The following is a 16,353-nucleotide window of genomic DNA, read 5'->3' on the forward strand; positions in this document are numbered from 1 at the left end:
TATCGTTTCGTCACAAGAAGGAAAAATGTGTAATGCGCTACTACTTATCATTAATAGGGATTAGTTTAACGGCTTTACTCATCAATGGCTGTAGCACCACCAGTACAGAAGTAAAACCAGAAGAATGGAAAACCATAGAACGAACCGACAAAGCTGTCTGGGCGGATGATGCGTCAGATATTGCTGTTGTTAGCCAATCGTTTGAACAACAACAAGATAATAAACGCAATATAACCCACCGTTTATTTATTCAAAATGCGGATGGTAGCAATAAACATGAGATTACCCCACAGGCACGTGAAAACCTCAATGGGGAAATATACTATATGAAACAAGCAGGTTATCTGGTTGTAGAATCTTTGCTAGATAATGGTGTGCGACAATTCAATAAAATATTGCTAGATGGGCGTGAAATTCTAATTATCGAAACACCTAATAAAGACAGCCAACCTTGTCGTGAAGAATCACAAGGTGTTCAAGTTTTCCACACCGTTCTTCCCTCCCCTGATGGACAAATTCTAGCAAATATTTATAGCCCTGAATGTGGTGCGGTTAGTGTTGATTTTCTCTTTGCAAACAATCTGAATATCACCTCAGCACAATATATGAATATCACAGAACCACTGATAGCAACATGGCACAAAGACGGTTATATCATTTTAACCAATGCATCCAAGACCAACGCATGGCGTGTTTCTATGCAAGAAAGCCAACCCGTTCCTATTCCGCCCCCTGCCTGTGTTTCTCCCGTGACCACCAGTAGCAATATTGCCAGTGATGGACGCAAGATAATCATTAGCGAAACAGGCGAGTTGACGATTGAAAATGGTGGCACACAATCGGCGTTTGGATGTCAATAGTCATAATCTTATGAAAATAAAGCAGTCAGATTCTACAGGTCTGATTGCTTTACGCCAGTGGCTACCACCACGACGGTTCTTTTAACAACCGCATGGTATTTTCTCCTAACGGCAAACTATACGCATGTGCCGCTAATACTTGACTATCACGAAAACTAAGTAATTTTAATGTGATAAAAACCATATTTTCACCCACTGCATACGTTCCTGTCACAACATTTCCCTGTCCATTAGTACAAATCGTCTGTACATCACGCGCAAGTGCGAATTCCCCTTCTGCTGAAATTAATGCCAATGGGTCTTGTAACTTAACCTCACGCACAAAATAGCCTTTTTGGGTAAACCGAACGGATAACTGTTCGCCGATTAAACGTCCTAATGGTGTACTGTTATGTAAATTATTAATGTCCGCGATAGTTGTAACCAATAAACACTTATTGGGTTGAACATTATTCGTATGATACTGTAGCAATTCATCTGCGGCCGCATAGCTTGTTGCCACCAAATCTGCGTCGCGTTGTTGTCTCTGCGTACTAGTGCATTCACTGGTATGCACACGATGCGCACAGTCACCAAAAGCGGTATATTCCGCACAACCCGTTAAAGCAAACAGAATTAAGTATAACCACTTAAACTGCATAGTATTTCCTTTTTAATGTCCATCATTAAACCCTGCCAAAATTAAATAATTTTTAAAAAAATCAATCGTATGACTCATATATTAATCTCAGCAGTGCCAAAAAAACTAAGGATAAATCATTTTCCTGATAAGCGACGGTCTGAATCAGAACTCTCAAGGCTAATAGAATTTCTAGCATTATCAATGCTATTTTTATCTTATTCGCGTCTAATAGTCTGCTTAGAATGCGTTAAACCCTGTCAATTTTGAAAATCCTGCTTTGGGCAATTGTTTAGCCTTTCCTGTATTACGATAAATAAAGAGATAACCGCTATAATCAGTCCAGATTTCATTTACCGCTATTTAGAGTCCTGCATCATGCAACAACAACTACCCATCGATAATGCCCTGAATCGGCTACCTACGGCTATTATCACAGGCTTTTTAGGAAGTGGGAAAACTACTTTATTGAACAAACTATTAAAACATCCAAATTTGAAAAATACCGCCGTGATTATTAACGAATTTGGTTCGGTCAGCTTAGACCATTTACTAGTACAAGCAGCAACCGAAGATATAGTCGTCATTGATGGTGGTTGTGTCTGTTGCACAATTCGGGGCGATTTAGTGGAAACCCTACAAGGCTTATTTGCAAAACGGAGCGCGGGTGAAATCCCCTGCTTTGACCGCTTACTTATTGAAACAACAGGGCTTGCAGACCCCGCGCCCATTATTCATACCATCATGAATGATACGGTTCTTAGAAATATCATCCAGCTAGACAGCGTAATAACAACTATCGACTGTGTTTATGGCTTACGTCAATTAGAAGAACATTATGAAACAACGAAACAAGCTGCCGTTGCTGACCGTTTAGTACTGACTAAAATTGAATTAACAAATGCCGAACAAATTGAGCGATTGAAACACCGTTTACAACGGCTCAATCCTGCCGCGTTACAAATTGAAAGTACAGAAGATAACCTTATTATTGAGCGTCTATTTCATGCGGGTTTATATAATCCACAGACTAAAACGCCCGATGTTGTCGCTTGGTTACAAGCAGAAACTTATCCCGATGTGCATGATATACATGAACATCATCATACACATAACGAGACTATTCGCCATGACAAATATATTCAATCCTACTGCATCGAATATAACGAGCCGTTATCATGGGTCGTACTCAATCGTTGGTTTCAACAACTCACCGCACTACGGGGAAAAGATTTGTTACGTGTAAAAGGCATTGTTTATACAAAAGAAACTGACTTACCAGTAATAGTTCAGGGCGTGCAACATATTTTTCAGCCACCAACTACATTACCCCAATGGCCTCCAAATACCCCAAAAGCCTCGCGAATCGTATTTATTACCCGCAATATTCAAAAGCCAGTCATTGAGCGAATGTTAGCCGTATTAGTGAATAGCAAAAGCTATGTTGAAGCCTGCCAAGCCGCTTTGATTTTACTAGAATGTGCCTAATATGATTTAGTTCTGAATATTAACGTTTGTCACTATGCAACCTGTAATGAACGCGTAATGCAATAATGACTAGCAAATTTTAAAAGTTCATCCATTGCCAAAAACTGAAATTTTTGTTTTTGATGTACAAAAGAAAAAGGTCTTTCTAAACAGGGAACAAGTTGTAACTGTTTCAATATATTTAACTGTATCTCTTTTTGAATGGCTGCTCGTGACATGATAGAAATTCCCATACCCGATATCACCGCCCCTTTTATCGATTCAGAACTGCCTAATTCCATAACAATATTTAAATCATATAAAGACAAACCCGCACGACTAAAATAAGTAGCAATAACCTCGCGTGTGCCCGACCCTTCTTCACGCGAAATATACGGGTAGCGGGCAAACTCTTGTGGTGTAATTGTCGTGTTGTGGGCAAGTGGATGATTTATTGGTATAATAGCAACTAATTCATCCATACGACATAATTCAACCGCAAGGGTTTTATTGCTGACGGGAGCTTCTACCACACCTAAATCGATAATATTGCTCTCCACCATAGAAACAATTTCTTCTGTATTAGAAACTTTTAATCGAATAACAACATCAGGATATTTATTTTTAAAATCGCCCAATAATGCGGGCAACATATATTCGGCAATCGTAGTACTCGCCCCAATTAATAATAAACCGCCAACATTACCCGTTATTTCACGTACTTCATTTTCCATCTGTGTATATTGTTCGAGAATCTTTTCTGCATAAAGATAAACACGTTTTCCCACATCTGTTAAGGCAATACTACTGTGCGTGCGGTCAAATAAACGGGTATTAAAATGTTCTTCTAATTGACGAATTTGAAAAGTGACCGCAGGCTGTGTCATGTGTAATGCCTCCGCTGCTTTTGTAAAACTCAATAAACGTGCGACTGTATAAAACACCTGCAAACGACGATCAGCCATAATCTTTTCCATCCTCAAAAATACTTTTTTATAGTTTATGATAAAATATCGGAAAAAACCGTTAATATTGCATAAAATCAAGGATACCGTTTAGTATGGCATACCCTCCGATGGTGAACGCGCCACACCGTAGCTCATTATGGTGGTTAGGTTTATCACTTCTAACCCTTGTACTTGACCAATTAACCAAATTTTGGGCGAGTCAAGTGCTTACTTATCAAGAACCCTATTCCATCATCCCTTTTTTAAACTTCACACTGGTTCACAACACAGGGGCAGCATTCAGTTTTTTAGCGGAAGCTGGGGGTTGGCAACGTTATTTTTTAACGGCATTAGCGGTCATTGTTAGTCTTATTATGGTTGTCTGGTTAAGTCGTTTATCTGCCAATCAAAAATGGTTAGCTGCAACGATTGCCCTAATTTTAGGTGGCGCGTTAGGAAATTTAATTGATCGTGTTTTATATGGATATGTTATTGATTTTATAGATATATATTATCAAGCATGGCACTTTCCCGCATTTAATATTGCTGACAGTGCCATTACCGTAGGAGCGGTTATGCTCTTAATTGATGCGCTATGGCTAAATCGCACTCAACAAGCCCCTTTTTCCTCCTAAATGCGTATTCCTCAACAACGTGGTGTTGCACTTATCACCGCGATTTTGATTGTCGCCCTTGCAACGGTTGTTGCTGTTGCCATCACCACCCGCCAACAATTAGACATCCGTCGCACAGCCAATGTATTAAATACCGACCAAGCCTATCTATATGCCTTGAGCGGTGAAACATGGGCAGCACAAATTTTGAGGCGTGATAGTCAAAATAGTAAATATGACGCATTAACAGAATTATGGGCGGTACAACTTCCACCCTTTCCAATTGAAGGCGGAACGTTGCAAGGGCAACTAACAGATTTACAAGGATTATTTAATATAAATAGTTTGATTGATGAGAAGGGAAAAGTTGTTGCTGAACAACTTGCTCGTTTTCAAAGACTACTGCGTTATTTAGAAATATCCCCTAATCTTGCTCAAGCAGTTGTTGATTGGATAGATGGCGATAATGACCCACAACTTCCCAATGGTGCGGAAGAAACAACCTATTTAATCAATAAACCTGCTTACCGTGCGGCTAATGCGCTTATGTCTAGTCCGACAGAATTACGGCTTGTAACAGGCTTTAAAACCGAAATTTATAACAAACTTATTCCTTATGTAACCGCATTACCTGAAGCGACAACGATTAACGTGAATACAGCCCCATTGCCTGTACTAATGGCATTAGCAGAAGATTTACCCGTCTCACAAATAGAAGGCTTAGTTAAAAATCGGGAAACAACGCCTTTTAAAACCCTGCAAGAATTTCTCACACATGAGGCTTTTGCAGGTATCAAGCTAGAAACACAAGGTTTAGGGGTTACAACATCTTATTTTCGTTATCAAGCAGATGTTTATATTGAACGTGGTCGCTCACGTCTTACCAGTATTTTACAACGCTCGGAGACCGGTATTATAACGCTCGCCCGTAGCCAAGAACCCAGCACATTCTAAGCACTCCACTTTTTTAATATCGCCTTATTTATAAAGAATATCATGCAGATAAAAACGATTAATACACAGCCTTATAGTGGACAAAAAGCAGGTACATCTGGCTTACGCAAAAAAGTAACCGTTTTTCAACAAACACACTACTTAGAAAACTTTGTCCAAGCCTTGTTTAATGTCTTGGGTGATGTTCATGGTAAAACGCTGGTTGTTGGTGGTGATGGACGTTATTACAACACGGTTGCTATTCAGACAATTTTGAAAATGGCAGCGGCGAATGGTTTTGCCCGTGTATTGGTTGGACAACAAGGTATTTTATCTACTCCTGCCGCTTCTGCCGTAATTCGTCAATATCAAGCCTTTGGGGGCATTATTCTGTCGGCAAGCCATAATCCTGCAGGCAAAGAAGGCGATTTTGGGATTAAATATAATGTTAGTAGCGGCAGTCCTGCCCCTGAAAAACTTACTGAAGCGATTTATGCAGAAACACAAGTTATTCAAAACTATAGAACCGTAGATACGGCAGATATTGAATTAAATGCCCTAGGCATACAACAAGTAGGCGATTTAACGGTGGAAGTGATAGACCCCGTAACGGATTACGCCAGACTTATGGAAAGTCTGTTTGATTTTGACCGTATTCGTCAATTTTTTCAGTCGGGTTTTACCATGCGTTTTGATGCAATGCACGCAGTTACAGGGATTTATGCACATGCTATTTTAGAACAGCAATTAGGTGCACCCGCTGGTACAGTTATGAATGGCGTTCCTTTAGAAGATTTTGGCGGTGGACACCCTGACCCTAATTTAACTTATGCAGAAGCATTGGTAAAACAATTATATAGCGATAATGCACCCGATTTTGGCGCAGCATCTGATGGTGATGGTGACCGCAATATGATTTTAGGGCGACATTGCTTTGTAACACCATCCGACAGCCTCGCTATTTTGGCGGCGAATGCCCAGCATGTGAAAGGCTATCAACAAGGACTCGCAGGCGTTGCCCGTTCTATGCCGACTAGCATGGCAGTTGACCGTGTAGCTCATGCCTTGAATATTCCTTGTTATGAAACACCAACGGGGTGGAAGTTTTTTGGTAATTTGCTGGATGCGGGTAAAGCAACCCTGTGTGGTGAGGAGAGTTTTGGCACGGGTTCAAATCACGTGCGCGAAAAAGATGGTTTGTGGGCTGTGTTATTTTGGCTAAATATTCTGGCCGTTAGACAACAATCCGTTGCAGAAATCCTGCATGAGCATTGGACACAATATGGACGTAATGTTTACAGCCGCCATGATTATGAAGGCATAGACAGCGCGGTAGCAAAACAGTTAATGACTGCGTTACAAGCAAAATTCCCTAGTTTGATACATCAAACATTCAAAGGGTATCAAGTCGCTTTTTGTGATGATTTTAGTTATACCGACCCTGTTGACCATAGTATCAGCACAGGACAAGGTTTAAGAATCGGTTTTACCGATGGCTCACGTCTCATTTTTCGTTTGTCAGGCACAGGCACTGATGGTGCAACACTACGTGTTTATTTAGAAAGCTATCAAACAGATGTAGTAAAACAAACACAAGATGCGCAAATCTTACTGGCGGATTTAATTCAGCTGGCTGACCAATTCGCAAATATTCGACACTTAACAGGACGCGAAAAACCATCTGTTATTACATAAAAAGTCCTTCTGAAGCGGAATTTTTAGCATTTTAAAAATTATTGGAATGTTAAAGTGTTAATTTGAAAAAGCAATGAATTTCATTTTGGATAACTTACAGCCGATAATCAACAAGCTGTAAAAACAAAACGGATAACCTCGCTTAAAGCGGTATTATCCGTTTGCTGTTTATCAGTTAGCCTGTGACAAGGGTATTACTGGCTGGTTGTTTAGCAAAATTAGTAAACAGCGATTGACAACGCGCCATAGAACCAATGTTGTAGCTATTTTTATAGCCTTGTTTTTGAAACATTTCTGTTGCAATAAAACTCCGCATACCACTGGCACAATATAGCATCACTTTTTTATCTGCCATCTGTACAAAATAGTTAGGTAATTGTTCTAACGGAATGTTTATCGCATTAGGTAAATGCCCTTGTGCAAACTCGTCCGCCCCTCTCACATCTACTAGAATTGCGCCTTCATGGCATAATTTTTCTACTTGTACCAACTCTATAGGCACAGTCCATTTACCCAATGCACGCATGAGTCCTTCATACATCCATGAAAGAGTACAGAAATGCGTTGTAATGACAATAAGTTGCAAAACCAATAAAATCCCCCCAACAACCCATGCAGCGATAGGTAGGTCGAAGAGAAACAAAACAGCGGCAATAATATTCATCACAGCCGCCGATAAACAGGCAAGTCGGCGTTGAAAAGGATTGGGCGGTAATTTAGCCGCGTTAAACCAATGACGGACAACATGGTTATATAATAAATCCATGGGGTGTCCCGCAGGAAAGAAAAACGCTAAAAAACCTAATATACTAACTGCAAACAATAAATAGGGTTGTTGTGTGAGTAAACCCAGTAACGTAATAAGTGAGCAAATAGCAGGGGTAAAACGCAAACCCCATTCTAATTGTTTTAATTCAGCAGGAGTATAGCTTTGATAACCTTGTTGAAAAAGCGACATTTGTTGAAAAGATAATTTACAGTCAGACATTATTTTATCCTTACACATTATAAAAGAAATTTATCGTATATCAGCATATACTAATATTCAATATTGGCAATCTTATCGTGGATTTTTTGGCGCAAGCAATCATAAAACAGTATGATTTTTCAGTAGCCGTCATCACGTGTAAATTTTTATTCTGCGATTTCTATGCGATTTACTGGGGAAATTGCGAATTCAGTATGGTTGGAACTACTGAAGCATCGGGTAAGCGTGTTATAATGCTCGTTTAAGGTTTAGATTAATCTCTATAATTACCTACCAAAAAGCCTTGTTTTTACAATTACAATAAATTACGAAGCAATTATTTTACGATTGAGTTCTCTTTCCTTAAAATAGGTTTTAATAATTAATTCTCAAGCAGTTTGAGCATTAAAATTATTTTCTATCAATGTGGCGTATGACGTAAGTTTTTATCACTACGAATATATTTATTGTTTTACAATAATCAAACTTTTCACAGCTAAACAATTATGTTTAATTCTTTGTGTTAATCCACTCAAACATGCGGAGATGATGAGTACATGAGTACAGAGGGTGTAAATCAAAGCAGACGACGGTTTTTAGTGGCTTCCACTTCCGTTGTCGGTGCAATGGGGGTCGCGGCTGCCGCGTATCCTTTTGTTGCCTATTGGCAACCTAGCGCGAAGGCGCAAGCAGCAGGTGCGCCTGTAGAAGTCGACATCAGCAAGTTAGAGCCGGGACAACGTATGACCGTTGAATGGCGCGGCAAACCTGTGTGGATTGTAAGACGAACTAAAGAGATTTTAGAGGCATTACCAACGTTAAACACTACGTTACGTGATCCAGAGTCTGCGGAAAGTCTGCAACCCGCTTATGCTAAAAATCCTAATCGTGCCATTAAAGATGAATACTTGGTGGTGGTTGGAATTTGTACCCATTTAGGGTGTTCACCAAATTATGTGCCATTAGGTGAAGGTGGTGCAGCGTTGGGTTCTAGTTGGAAAGGCGGATTTTTCTGTCCTTGCCATGGTTCACGCTTTGATTTAGCAGGTCGCGTGTTCCAAGGTGTACCTGCACCTACTAATCTAACGATTCCCCCTTACAATTATTTGAGCGACACCCGTATTTTAGTGGGTGCTGATAAAGTAGAAGGAGCCGCGTAATGAGTAAAGAGGCGAGCAATATTGATAGAAGTGGCTTATTAGGCGGTTTAATAGGTTGGTTTGATGACCGTTTCCCCCTTGTTGAAACGTGGAATACCCACATGGGGAAATACTACGCGCCGAAAAACTTTAACTTTTGGTACTATTTCGGTGTATTTTCCATCGTCATGTTAGTTCTTCAAATTGTTACAGGTATTTTCTTAACAATGAATTACAAACCTGATGGTACGTTAGCATTTGCCTCGGTTGAATACATCATGCGTGATGTATCCTTCGGCTGGCTGATTCGCTATATGCACTCTACGGGCGCGTCTTTCTTCTTTATCGTTGTATATTTACACATGTTTAGAGCCTTATTATACGGCTCTTACAAAAATCCTCGTGAATTAGTTTGGTTGGTTGGGATGGGTATTTACTTGTGTTTGATGGCAGAGGCCTTTTTCGGTTATCTGTTACCTTGGGGACAAATGTCTTATTGGGGTGCGCAAGTTATTATTTCCCTCTTTGGTGCAATTCCCTTTATTGGTGACGATTTAACGCTGTGGATTCGTGGTGATTATGTCGTATCTGATGCAACATTAAACCGCTTCTTTGCCTTACATGTCATTGCAATTCCCTTAGTTTTAGTGGGTCTTGTGTTTTTACATATTGTTGCCCTACATGCTGTAGGTTCTAACAATCCAGACGGCGTAGAAATTAAGAAATTAAAAGATGCTAACGGTAAACCATTAGATGGTATTGCTTTTCATCCCTATTACACCGTTAAAGACTTTATGGGTGTTATTGTTTTCTTAATGTTTTTCTCCGTTGTAATGTTCTATGTCCCTGAAATGGGTGGCTACTTCTTAGAAGCACCGAACTTTGTACCTGCTGACCCGTTAGTAACACCGTTACACATTGCACCTGTATGGTATTTCACCCCTTACTACGCCATTTTGCGCGCAGTGCCTGATAAATTAATGGGGGTTATTGCAATGGGTGCGGCCGTTATGATTTTCTGCTTGTTACCATGGTTAGACCGCAGTCCTGTTAAATCGATTCGTTACAAGGGTCCTTTGTTTAAGATTGCCTTATCTATTTTTGTAGTGAGCTTTATTGGGTTAGGTATTTTAGGCGTTTTACCCCCCTCACCCCTCCTAACCTTGTTAGCCCAGATTTTGGCAGTGATTTACTTCTTATTCTTTATCTTAATGCCAGTTTATACCTCACTGGATTCCTATAAAGAAGTCCCTGAACGTGTCACCATGCCCGCACACTAACACTGTGAACAGGATAAAGAAAACTATGAAAAAACTGCTTTTAAGTTGTTTATTATTGCTTCCTACCTTAGTGCTTGCCTCTGAGGGCATTGCTTTACAACATGCAAACAATGATGTTTATGATAAAGCCTCATTACAAAATGGTGCGAAATTATTCACAAACTACTGCATGGGCTGTCATTCACTGCAATACTCTCGTTTTCAACGGGTTGCTAAAGATTTAGAAATCCCTGAAGACATTATGAAAGCCAATTTAATGTTCACCAGCGAAAAAATTGGTGAGCTGATGACCATTGGTATGCGTAAGAAAGAAGCCTTAAGCTGGTTTGGCGTTGCCCCGCCTGATTTAAGTGTGATTGCCCGCGCCCGTGGAACAGATTGGATTTACAGCTTTCTGCTCTCTTTCTATGTGGACGAAAGCAAACCAACTGGCGTTAATAACCTAATTTTTAAAGATACTGCAATGCCCCACGTCTTATGGGAATTGCAAGGCTATCAAATGCCTATTTATGAAGAAGTAACTGATGAAGAAGGTAAAAAACATCAAGTGCTGGAATCTTTAGAACCTATCAATCCAGCAGGCATGACTGATGAAGAATCCAAACGGAAACAAGATGACTATCGTCGTACAGTCCGCGATTTAGTCAACTTCCTTGATTACGTTGGTGAACCTGCTAAATTCCAAAGACATTATTTAGGTATTTGGGTATTACTCTTCCTTGCCTTCCTTTTCGTCTTTGCTTACGCACTGAAGAAAGAATTTTGGCGGGATGTACATTAATCCTGTTACCCCTTAGCAAGTAATGGAAATAGGGAACTCCAAGAGTTCCCTTTTCTATTATTAATAAAACATTACTAGCAAGTTGAATGATGATGACTTCTCCCCGTCCCTACCTAGTCCGTGCTATCTATGAATGGATTATAGATAATGGTTTTACCCCCTATTTAAAAGTCAATGCAAACCTAGAACACGTTGAAGTCCCTCGTGAGTTTGTTAATGAAGATGGCAGTATTATTCTCAATGTATCGCCTTCTGCTGTGCGTGATTTAGAGTTAGGCAATGAATGGTTAAGTTTTAACGCCCGTTTTTCAGGCAGAGCCCTTAATGTTCTTGTTCCTATTACCGCTGTTTTAGGCATTTACACTAAAGAAAATGGACGCGGTTTCTTCTTTAATACCGAAGAATTTCAAAACGAAACGCCACCTGATATACCAACACCACCGTCACCCTCCCCAACAACTAAAAAAGCCTCCTTCTTAAAAGTCGTTAAATGAGACAGTAAAAATATGTCGCTTACCGTTGATTTTCCGAATATATTTTATGTATCTGTCTTAACTGCTCGAGAAAACCTAGCAAAACACGCATGGCTTACTGAACGCTGGCACTTGCTGGGCGTTGTTCCTGTTTATGAATATCAAGACACGGAACGAACTGTTTTATTAGAAACGACGGAGGGACAACAATATCTATGGACAGGTTTTGCAATTGAATTGCATGAGGATGAGATAGAAAATTATGCTCGCAATTTAAAAATGCCAACATTTTGTTTATACGTGATTTGTCACGGAGACGAAACAGAAGAGCCTATCCCTTTTTTGATTACTTTAAGCCGTGATGAAGCAGACAGTTATAGTAAAGAAGGCTTACGTGTGTATGATATTGCCATGCCTGCGGAAATTCACCGTTGGATAGAACGCTATGTACTAAAACACCGTCCACAAACCAGCGAAAAACAGGGGCATCAAATTCCACCGCCTCACGAACACATAATTGTTGCAAGCAAATCTATAATAGATCGCAGCAATAATGGCTAAGCGCATTCAAAAACCTATCTGCTTGATATAAATTAAGACTAATAATCTATCAGTTTCAATTAACTTATTACCATTTTTATGTCTTTAGTAACGAATGTTCTGACCCCATCACCAAATAAGGTTAAGCCGTCATTCTTTACAACAGATAATCTGCCTGTTTTTCCACGCTAAACGCTATAGAATACGAATAAGTTCTTTTTAAGCCTGTTAAAACCCCTTATGATATAAGCCTACTGACTCCCGCACAGGATGTTTAAAATGATGAGATATGTCACAGCCTGTTTACTTTTCTTTGCAACGGTATTTGCTCACGCCGCACAAGAAACGCCGTTACCACAAGTTGAAATTCAAACGAATATGGGAAAAATTGTACTGGAATTATATCCAGATAAAGCCCCCATTACCGTTCATAATTTTCTACTCTATGCACAAGAAGGATTTTACACAGGCACAATTTTCCACCGTGTTATTAAAGACTTTATGGTTCAAGGTGGTGGATATACAGCTGATTTTGAAAAAAAGCCCACTCGAGCAGAAATTAAAAACGAAGCCAATAATGGATTGAAAAATCTACGGGGCACCGTTGCGATGGCGCGGTCATCAGACCCCGATTCAGCAAGCTCACAATTTTTTGTAAACGTTAATGATAACTACTTTTTAGACTATCAATCTTCAACCACGGCTGGTTGGGGCTATACTGTTTTTGGTAAAGTAACTGCAGGAATGGATGTTGTGGATAAAATCCAAGCCTTACCAACGGGTGCAGGTGGCCCATTACCTAAAAATGTTCCTGAACAAGCGGTTACGATTGAAGGGATTAAGTTAAAAAATGCAGAAGCCGCGCTGGCAGCCCCTCCACCAGTAACAGAAAACAAGACAACTGCGCCCCTCACGCCACCAAAAACTGAAACGAAAATGCCCGTTGCCGAAACAAATACAGCACCAGCAGCAACCAGCAAAACCCCTGAAAAACCTGTGGAACAAGCATCTACAGATGCGCCTAAGGTAGAATCCAAACCAAAGCCAGCCGTTACGCCTGAAATGCTCAGTAAAGCAACAAAAGCGACTGATGCACCGTCTAAACCTGACAAACCAGAGCCTAACCCATAAATTTTTCCTATAGATAACATTCATATACAAAACAGTGCTTGCATGATTACCTGTTTTGTATCGCCCGCAAAAAATGAGGATGACAAAATATGCAGGTTATATTACAAACTAACTATGGCGCGATTACTGTCGAGTTATATACCGAAAAAGCTCCAAAAACTGTAGAAAACTTCGTTAGTTATGTGCGCTCAGGCTTTTATGACGGCACACTATTTCATCGGGTTATCAATAAGTTTATGATTCAAGGTGGTGGTTTAGAAGCGGGTATGATTAACAAACCCACCAGTAAACCCATAGAAAATGAAGCCAATAATGGTCTAAGTAACAAGACGTTGACATTAGCAATGGCACGGACTTCTGACCCTCATTCTGCGACAGCACAATTTTTCATCAACGTTGCAGACAACACGTTTTTAGACTTTACCGCGCCCACCACTCAAGGTTGGGGTTACTGTGTTTTTGGTGAAGTTGTTGATGGTACAGATGTTGTGAATAAAATTAAAACCGTCAGTACCACCAGCCGTGCAGGTCATCAAGATGTACCCGTAGAAAACGTGGTTATAGAAAAAGCCAGCGTCGTTGAATAAACCTGTTGTTAAAAATATTGTCACAAACCCGTCTGTCGTGTATCAACTGCTGACGGGTTTATCATTTTCTTGCCCGACCCGTCGAAATTCTCCTTATGGAAACCCTATTTATTGCTGATTTACACCTAAGCCCAGAAAAACCCGAAATTTTTGCACTCTTTCAACATTTTCTCACACACCGCGTACTACATGCACAAACCCTCTATATTTTGGGTGATTTATTTGAAGCATGGCTAGGTGATGATGAAGACCACGATTTTTATCAAACCGTTATTCACGCATTAAAAAAAGTCTCACAAGCCGGTGTAAATATTACTGTATTACATGGCAACCGCGATTTTTTATTGGGCGAACAATTTGCCCAACGCATCGGTTGTCAGCTTTTAACCGCCGATAGTTTACAAATATCGCTTTATGGCACACCAACTTTATTGATGCATGGCGACACACTTTGTACAGCAGACCTTGCCTATCAAACTTTCCGCCAACAAGTTCGTCAATCTTTATGGCAGAAAACCTTTTTAGCCTATCCACTGGCACAACGTCGCGTTATTGCTCAACAAGCACGTAGTCAGAGCCAAGCACATCAGCAACAACTCACCGAAATGATTATGGATGTAACCCCTGATGAGGTCGTGGCGGTTGTAGAAAAAATGGGGGTTCAACATCTTATTCATGGACATACGCATCGTCCAGCCCTACACCAATTTAATGCAAATCAACAAACTGCATATCGTTATGTCGTTGGCGATTGGCAAGCCACTCAAGCCATTATTTTAGCTTGTACGCCAATGGCTTGGACACTAGAAAATTATGCACACCAATCAAAAAATAATTAACCATACACCGCAATATTAACCAAGGTACGCGAAAAACCTCTATAATCCTTATCATTCCTATTACTCACCGAATTTGTCGAGCATCCTATGACCACCCGCAAAACCACTGATTTCGGCTTTACCCAAGTCCCTGTTGAAGAGAAAGCAAAGCGCGTTGCCGATGTGTTTAGCTCTGTTGCGACACGTTACGATGTGATGAATGATTTAATGTCCTTTGGTATCCACCGCTTATGGAAACGCTATGCTATTGAACTATCTGCTGTTAAACGTGGGCAGAAAGTTTTAGACTTGGCAGGTGGTACGGGTGATTTAGCCAAACAATTCGCGGCAATTGTTGGTGGAACAGGTAATGTCGTATTAGCGGATATTAACGCGCCCATGTTAGCCGTTGGACGGGAACGCTTACTTGATGCAGGCATAGTCGTCGATTGTGCGCAAGCGAATGCTGAATGTTTACCTTTTGCCGATAATACTTTTGATATTGTTACAATGGCATTTGGCTTGCGTAATGTCACTGATAAGCCCGCCGCCTTACGTTCTATCCTGCGTGTGCTAAAACCCGGTGGACAAGCACTCATTTTAGAATTTTCTGAACTACAACTAAAACCGCTCAAACCTTTTTACGACTTATATTCTTTTAGAATTTTGCCATTAATGGGAAAATTAGTCGCAAATGATGCAGAAAGCTATCGCTACCTTGCCGAATCCATTCGGATGCACCCCAACCAAGAAACCCTCTTAAACATGATGCAAACCGCAGGTTTTGAACACTGTCAATATCACAATTTAACAGGTGGTGTTGTCGCCATTCATCGTGGTTACAAATTCTAATAGAGAGAAAATGAGATGATAGCCCATACACTTATCGCCTCCAGTGCAGAAACGCTTTTAAATCAAGCCTTACGTTTAGCTGTAGATGACTTTTCTAGTCTTGACAAAATTGATAACAAGATTATTGCCTTAGATATACAAGGTATAAATCTGCAACTATATATTTTCCCATCAATAACAAATGGTTTTACTGTATTAAGCGAATATCAAGGTGTTGCTGATGCCACTATATGTGGATTGCCTTTTTCTCTGCTGCGTTTGTTACGTCAACCCGCAGGCACAGTAAGCCATGACCCTGATATTGTTTTATCAGGTGATATGGATGTTATTCAAGGACTAATGCAGGTTTTTCGTCAACTGCACATAGATTGGGAAGAAAAACTCGCTCATTGGGTAGGCGACATTCCTGCTCATCAACTAGGACGCATGGCACAACAAACCCAAGATTATGCCAATGACCGTTGGCAAACAGGACAAACAAATCTTGGCGAATATTTACAAGAAGAGCTTAAAGTTCTACCCGCTGGTGCAGAAATGCAAGTCTTTTTAACCCATGTTGATACCTTGCGCGATGATGTTGCGCGTTTAGAACAACGCATTGCATTACTGACAGCCAATACATCTTCTCTCCCCTAGCCTACGTTGCACAC

18 protein-coding genes are annotated in these 16,353 nt (G+C 40.3%); 15 read left to right on the forward strand and 3 right to left on the reverse strand.

The window, feature by feature from the left end; genetic code table 11:
- Positions 1-32 precede the first annotated feature (32 nt).
- Positions 33-860 (forward strand): hypothetical protein, encoded by an 828-nt coding sequence (locus AL038_RS09950; protein WP_062152382.1) that lies wholly within the window; start codon positions 33-35, stop codon positions 858-860.
- A 61-nt stretch (positions 861-921) separates the two neighbouring features.
- Here the strand turns inward: AL038_RS09950 and AL038_RS09955 are convergent, their stop codons facing one another.
- Positions 922-1,500, reverse strand: a complete 579-nt coding sequence (locus tag AL038_RS09955) for a FlgO family outer membrane protein (protein WP_062152384.1) — start codon at positions 1,498-1,500, stop codon at positions 922-924.
- A 357-nt stretch (positions 1,501-1,857) separates the two neighbouring features.
- Between AL038_RS09955 and AL038_RS09960 the strand changes: the two genes are divergently transcribed.
- Positions 1,858-2,967: a CobW family GTP-binding protein gene (locus AL038_RS09960; protein ID WP_066246122.1), complete on the forward strand. Its 1,110-nt coding sequence runs from the start codon at positions 1,858-1,860 to the stop codon at positions 2,965-2,967.
- 32 nt (positions 2,968-2,999) lie between these two features.
- On the opposite strand, the gene AL038_RS09965 is transcribed toward AL038_RS09960, so the two are convergent.
- Positions 3,000-3,911, reverse strand: coding sequence for a LysR family transcriptional regulator (locus AL038_RS09965; protein WP_062152386.1), 912 nt, complete (start codon positions 3,909-3,911; stop codon positions 3,000-3,002).
- Between the two features lie 95 nt (positions 3,912-4,006).
- On the opposite strand from AL038_RS09965, the gene lspA reads away from it, so the two are divergent.
- Genes lspA through AL038_RS09980 form a run of 3 tightly spaced genes read left to right on the forward strand, consistent with a single transcriptional unit; the run spans position 4,007 to position 7,135 of the window.
- Entirely contained in the window at positions 4,007-4,528 is a 522-nt protein-coding gene (lspA, locus tag AL038_RS09970) for a signal peptidase II (RefSeq protein ID WP_101539199.1), read from the forward strand.
- A complete protein-coding gene (gene gspK / locus AL038_RS09975) occupies positions 4,529-5,461 on the forward strand; it encodes a type II secretion system minor pseudopilin GspK (protein ID WP_062152389.1) in 933 nt (310 codons plus the stop codon). It begins immediately after the preceding gene.
- Positions 5,462-5,503: 42 nt separating this feature from the next.
- Positions 5,504-7,135 carry an alpha-D-glucose phosphate-specific phosphoglucomutase gene (locus AL038_RS09980; RefSeq protein WP_062152390.1) on the forward strand — a complete coding sequence of 544 codons (1,632 nt, stop codon included), beginning with the start codon at positions 5,504-5,506 and terminating at the stop codon, positions 7,133-7,135.
- A gap of 175 nt (positions 7,136-7,310) precedes the next feature.
- Here AL038_RS09980 and AL038_RS09985 read toward each other — a convergent pair whose 3' ends face one another.
- Positions 7,311-8,123 (reverse strand): DUF4395 family protein, encoded by an 813-nt coding sequence (locus AL038_RS09985; RefSeq protein WP_062152392.1) that lies wholly within the window; start codon positions 8,121-8,123, stop codon positions 7,311-7,313.
- 536 nt (positions 8,124-8,659) lie between these two features.
- Between AL038_RS09985 and petA the strand changes: the two genes are divergently transcribed.
- The 10 genes from petA to AL038_RS10035 all read left to right on the forward strand — a co-directional run bounded on the left by petA (position 8,660) and on the right by AL038_RS10035 (position 16,339).
- Complete coding sequence (gene petA / locus AL038_RS09990; protein ID WP_062152394.1) at positions 8,660-9,262, forward strand: ubiquinol-cytochrome c reductase iron-sulfur subunit; 603 nt, start codon at positions 8,660-8,662, stop codon at positions 9,260-9,262.
- The gene (locus AL038_RS09995; protein WP_062152396.1) at positions 9,262-10,521 is read left to right on the forward strand and encodes a cytochrome b; all 1,260 of its coding nucleotides are present in this window, start codon (positions 9,262-9,264) and stop codon (positions 10,519-10,521) included. The genes petA and AL038_RS09995 overlap by 1 nt, the downstream gene beginning before the upstream one ends.
- A 25-nt stretch (positions 10,522-10,546) precedes the next feature.
- Complete coding sequence (locus AL038_RS10000) at positions 10,547-11,302, forward strand: cytochrome c1 (RefSeq protein ID WP_062152398.1); 756 nt, start codon at positions 10,547-10,549, stop codon at positions 11,300-11,302.
- An 86-nt stretch (positions 11,303-11,388) separates the two neighbouring features.
- Positions 11,389-11,796: a ClpXP protease specificity-enhancing factor gene (locus AL038_RS10005; protein WP_062152400.1), complete on the forward strand. Its 408-nt coding sequence runs from the start codon at positions 11,389-11,391 to the stop codon at positions 11,794-11,796.
- A gap of 12 nt (positions 11,797-11,808) precedes the next feature.
- Positions 11,809-12,336 carry a DUF3305 domain-containing protein gene (locus AL038_RS10010; RefSeq protein ID WP_062152402.1) on the forward strand — a complete coding sequence of 176 codons (528 nt, stop codon included), beginning with the start codon at positions 11,809-11,811 and terminating at the stop codon, positions 12,334-12,336.
- A gap of 258 nt (positions 12,337-12,594) precedes the next feature.
- Positions 12,595-13,446, forward strand: a complete 852-nt coding sequence (locus AL038_RS18880; RefSeq protein ID WP_066246123.1) for a peptidylprolyl isomerase — start codon at positions 12,595-12,597, stop codon at positions 13,444-13,446.
- Between the two features lie 89 nt (positions 13,447-13,535).
- Positions 13,536-14,033, forward strand: a complete 498-nt coding sequence (locus AL038_RS10020; RefSeq protein WP_062152405.1) for a peptidylprolyl isomerase — start codon at positions 13,536-13,538, stop codon at positions 14,031-14,033.
- A 95-nt stretch (positions 14,034-14,128) separates the two neighbouring features.
- Complete coding sequence (locus AL038_RS10025) at positions 14,129-14,872, forward strand: UDP-2,3-diacylglucosamine diphosphatase (RefSeq protein WP_062152407.1); 744 nt, start codon at positions 14,129-14,131, stop codon at positions 14,870-14,872.
- Positions 14,873-14,959: 87 nt separating this feature from the next.
- Positions 14,960-15,703 carry a bifunctional demethylmenaquinone methyltransferase/2-methoxy-6-polyprenyl-1,4-benzoquinol methylase UbiE gene (ubiE, locus tag AL038_RS10030; RefSeq protein WP_062152408.1) on the forward strand — a complete coding sequence of 248 codons (744 nt, stop codon included), beginning with the start codon at positions 14,960-14,962 and terminating at the stop codon, positions 15,701-15,703.
- Between the two features lie 15 nt (positions 15,704-15,718).
- Complete coding sequence (locus AL038_RS10035) at positions 15,719-16,339, forward strand: ubiquinone biosynthesis accessory factor UbiJ (protein ID WP_062152410.1); 621 nt, start codon at positions 15,719-15,721, stop codon at positions 16,337-16,339.
- The last annotated feature ends 14 nt before the right edge of the window (positions 16,340-16,353 follow it).

Origin of the sequence: Beggiatoa leptomitoformis (genome assembly GCF_001305575.3) — a bacterium.
Lineage (GTDB): Bacteria > Pseudomonadota > Gammaproteobacteria > Beggiatoales > Beggiatoaceae > Beggiatoa > Beggiatoa leptomitoformis.

Bases quoted from the DNA above. Each gene is read 5' to 3' on its own strand.
- AL038_RS09950 (WP_062152382.1), top strand. From the start codon at position 33: ATGCGCTACTACTTATCATTAATAGGGATTAGTTTAACGGCTTTACTC.
- AL038_RS09955 (WP_062152384.1), bottom strand. From the start codon at position 1,500: ATGCAGTTTAAGTGGTTATACTTAATTCTGTTTGCTTTAACGGGTTGT.
- AL038_RS09960 (WP_066246122.1), top strand. From the start codon at position 1,858: ATGCAACAACAACTACCCATCGATAATGCCCTGAATCGGCTACCTACG.
- AL038_RS09965 (WP_062152386.1), bottom strand. From the start codon at position 3,911: ATGGCTGATCGTCGTTTGCAGGTGTTTTATACAGTCGCACGTTTATTG.
- lspA (WP_101539199.1), top strand. From the start codon at position 4,007: ATGGCATACCCTCCGATGGTGAACGCGCCACACCGTAGCTCATTATGG.
- gspK (WP_062152389.1), top strand. From the start codon at position 4,529: ATGCGTATTCCTCAACAACGTGGTGTTGCACTTATCACCGCGATTTTG.
- AL038_RS09980 (WP_062152390.1), top strand. From the start codon at position 5,504: ATGCAGATAAAAACGATTAATACACAGCCTTATAGTGGACAAAAAGCA.
- AL038_RS09985 (WP_062152392.1), bottom strand. From the start codon at position 8,123: ATGTCTGACTGTAAATTATCTTTTCAACAAATGTCGCTTTTTCAACAA.
- petA (WP_062152394.1), top strand. From the start codon at position 8,660: ATGAGTACAGAGGGTGTAAATCAAAGCAGACGACGGTTTTTAGTGGCT.
- AL038_RS09995 (WP_062152396.1), top strand. From the start codon at position 9,262: ATGAGTAAAGAGGCGAGCAATATTGATAGAAGTGGCTTATTAGGCGGT.
- AL038_RS10000 (WP_062152398.1), top strand. From the start codon at position 10,547: ATGAAAAAACTGCTTTTAAGTTGTTTATTATTGCTTCCTACCTTAGTG.
- AL038_RS10005 (WP_062152400.1), top strand. From the start codon at position 11,389: ATGATGATGACTTCTCCCCGTCCCTACCTAGTCCGTGCTATCTATGAA.
- AL038_RS10010 (WP_062152402.1), top strand. From the start codon at position 11,809: ATGTCGCTTACCGTTGATTTTCCGAATATATTTTATGTATCTGTCTTA.
- AL038_RS18880 (WP_066246123.1), top strand. From the start codon at position 12,595: ATGATGAGATATGTCACAGCCTGTTTACTTTTCTTTGCAACGGTATTT.
- AL038_RS10020 (WP_062152405.1), top strand. From the start codon at position 13,536: ATGCAGGTTATATTACAAACTAACTATGGCGCGATTACTGTCGAGTTA.
- AL038_RS10025 (WP_062152407.1), top strand. From the start codon at position 14,129: ATGGAAACCCTATTTATTGCTGATTTACACCTAAGCCCAGAAAAACCC.
- ubiE (WP_062152408.1), top strand. From the start codon at position 14,960: ATGACCACCCGCAAAACCACTGATTTCGGCTTTACCCAAGTCCCTGTT.
- AL038_RS10035 (WP_062152410.1), top strand. From the start codon at position 15,719: ATGATAGCCCATACACTTATCGCCTCCAGTGCAGAAACGCTTTTAAAT.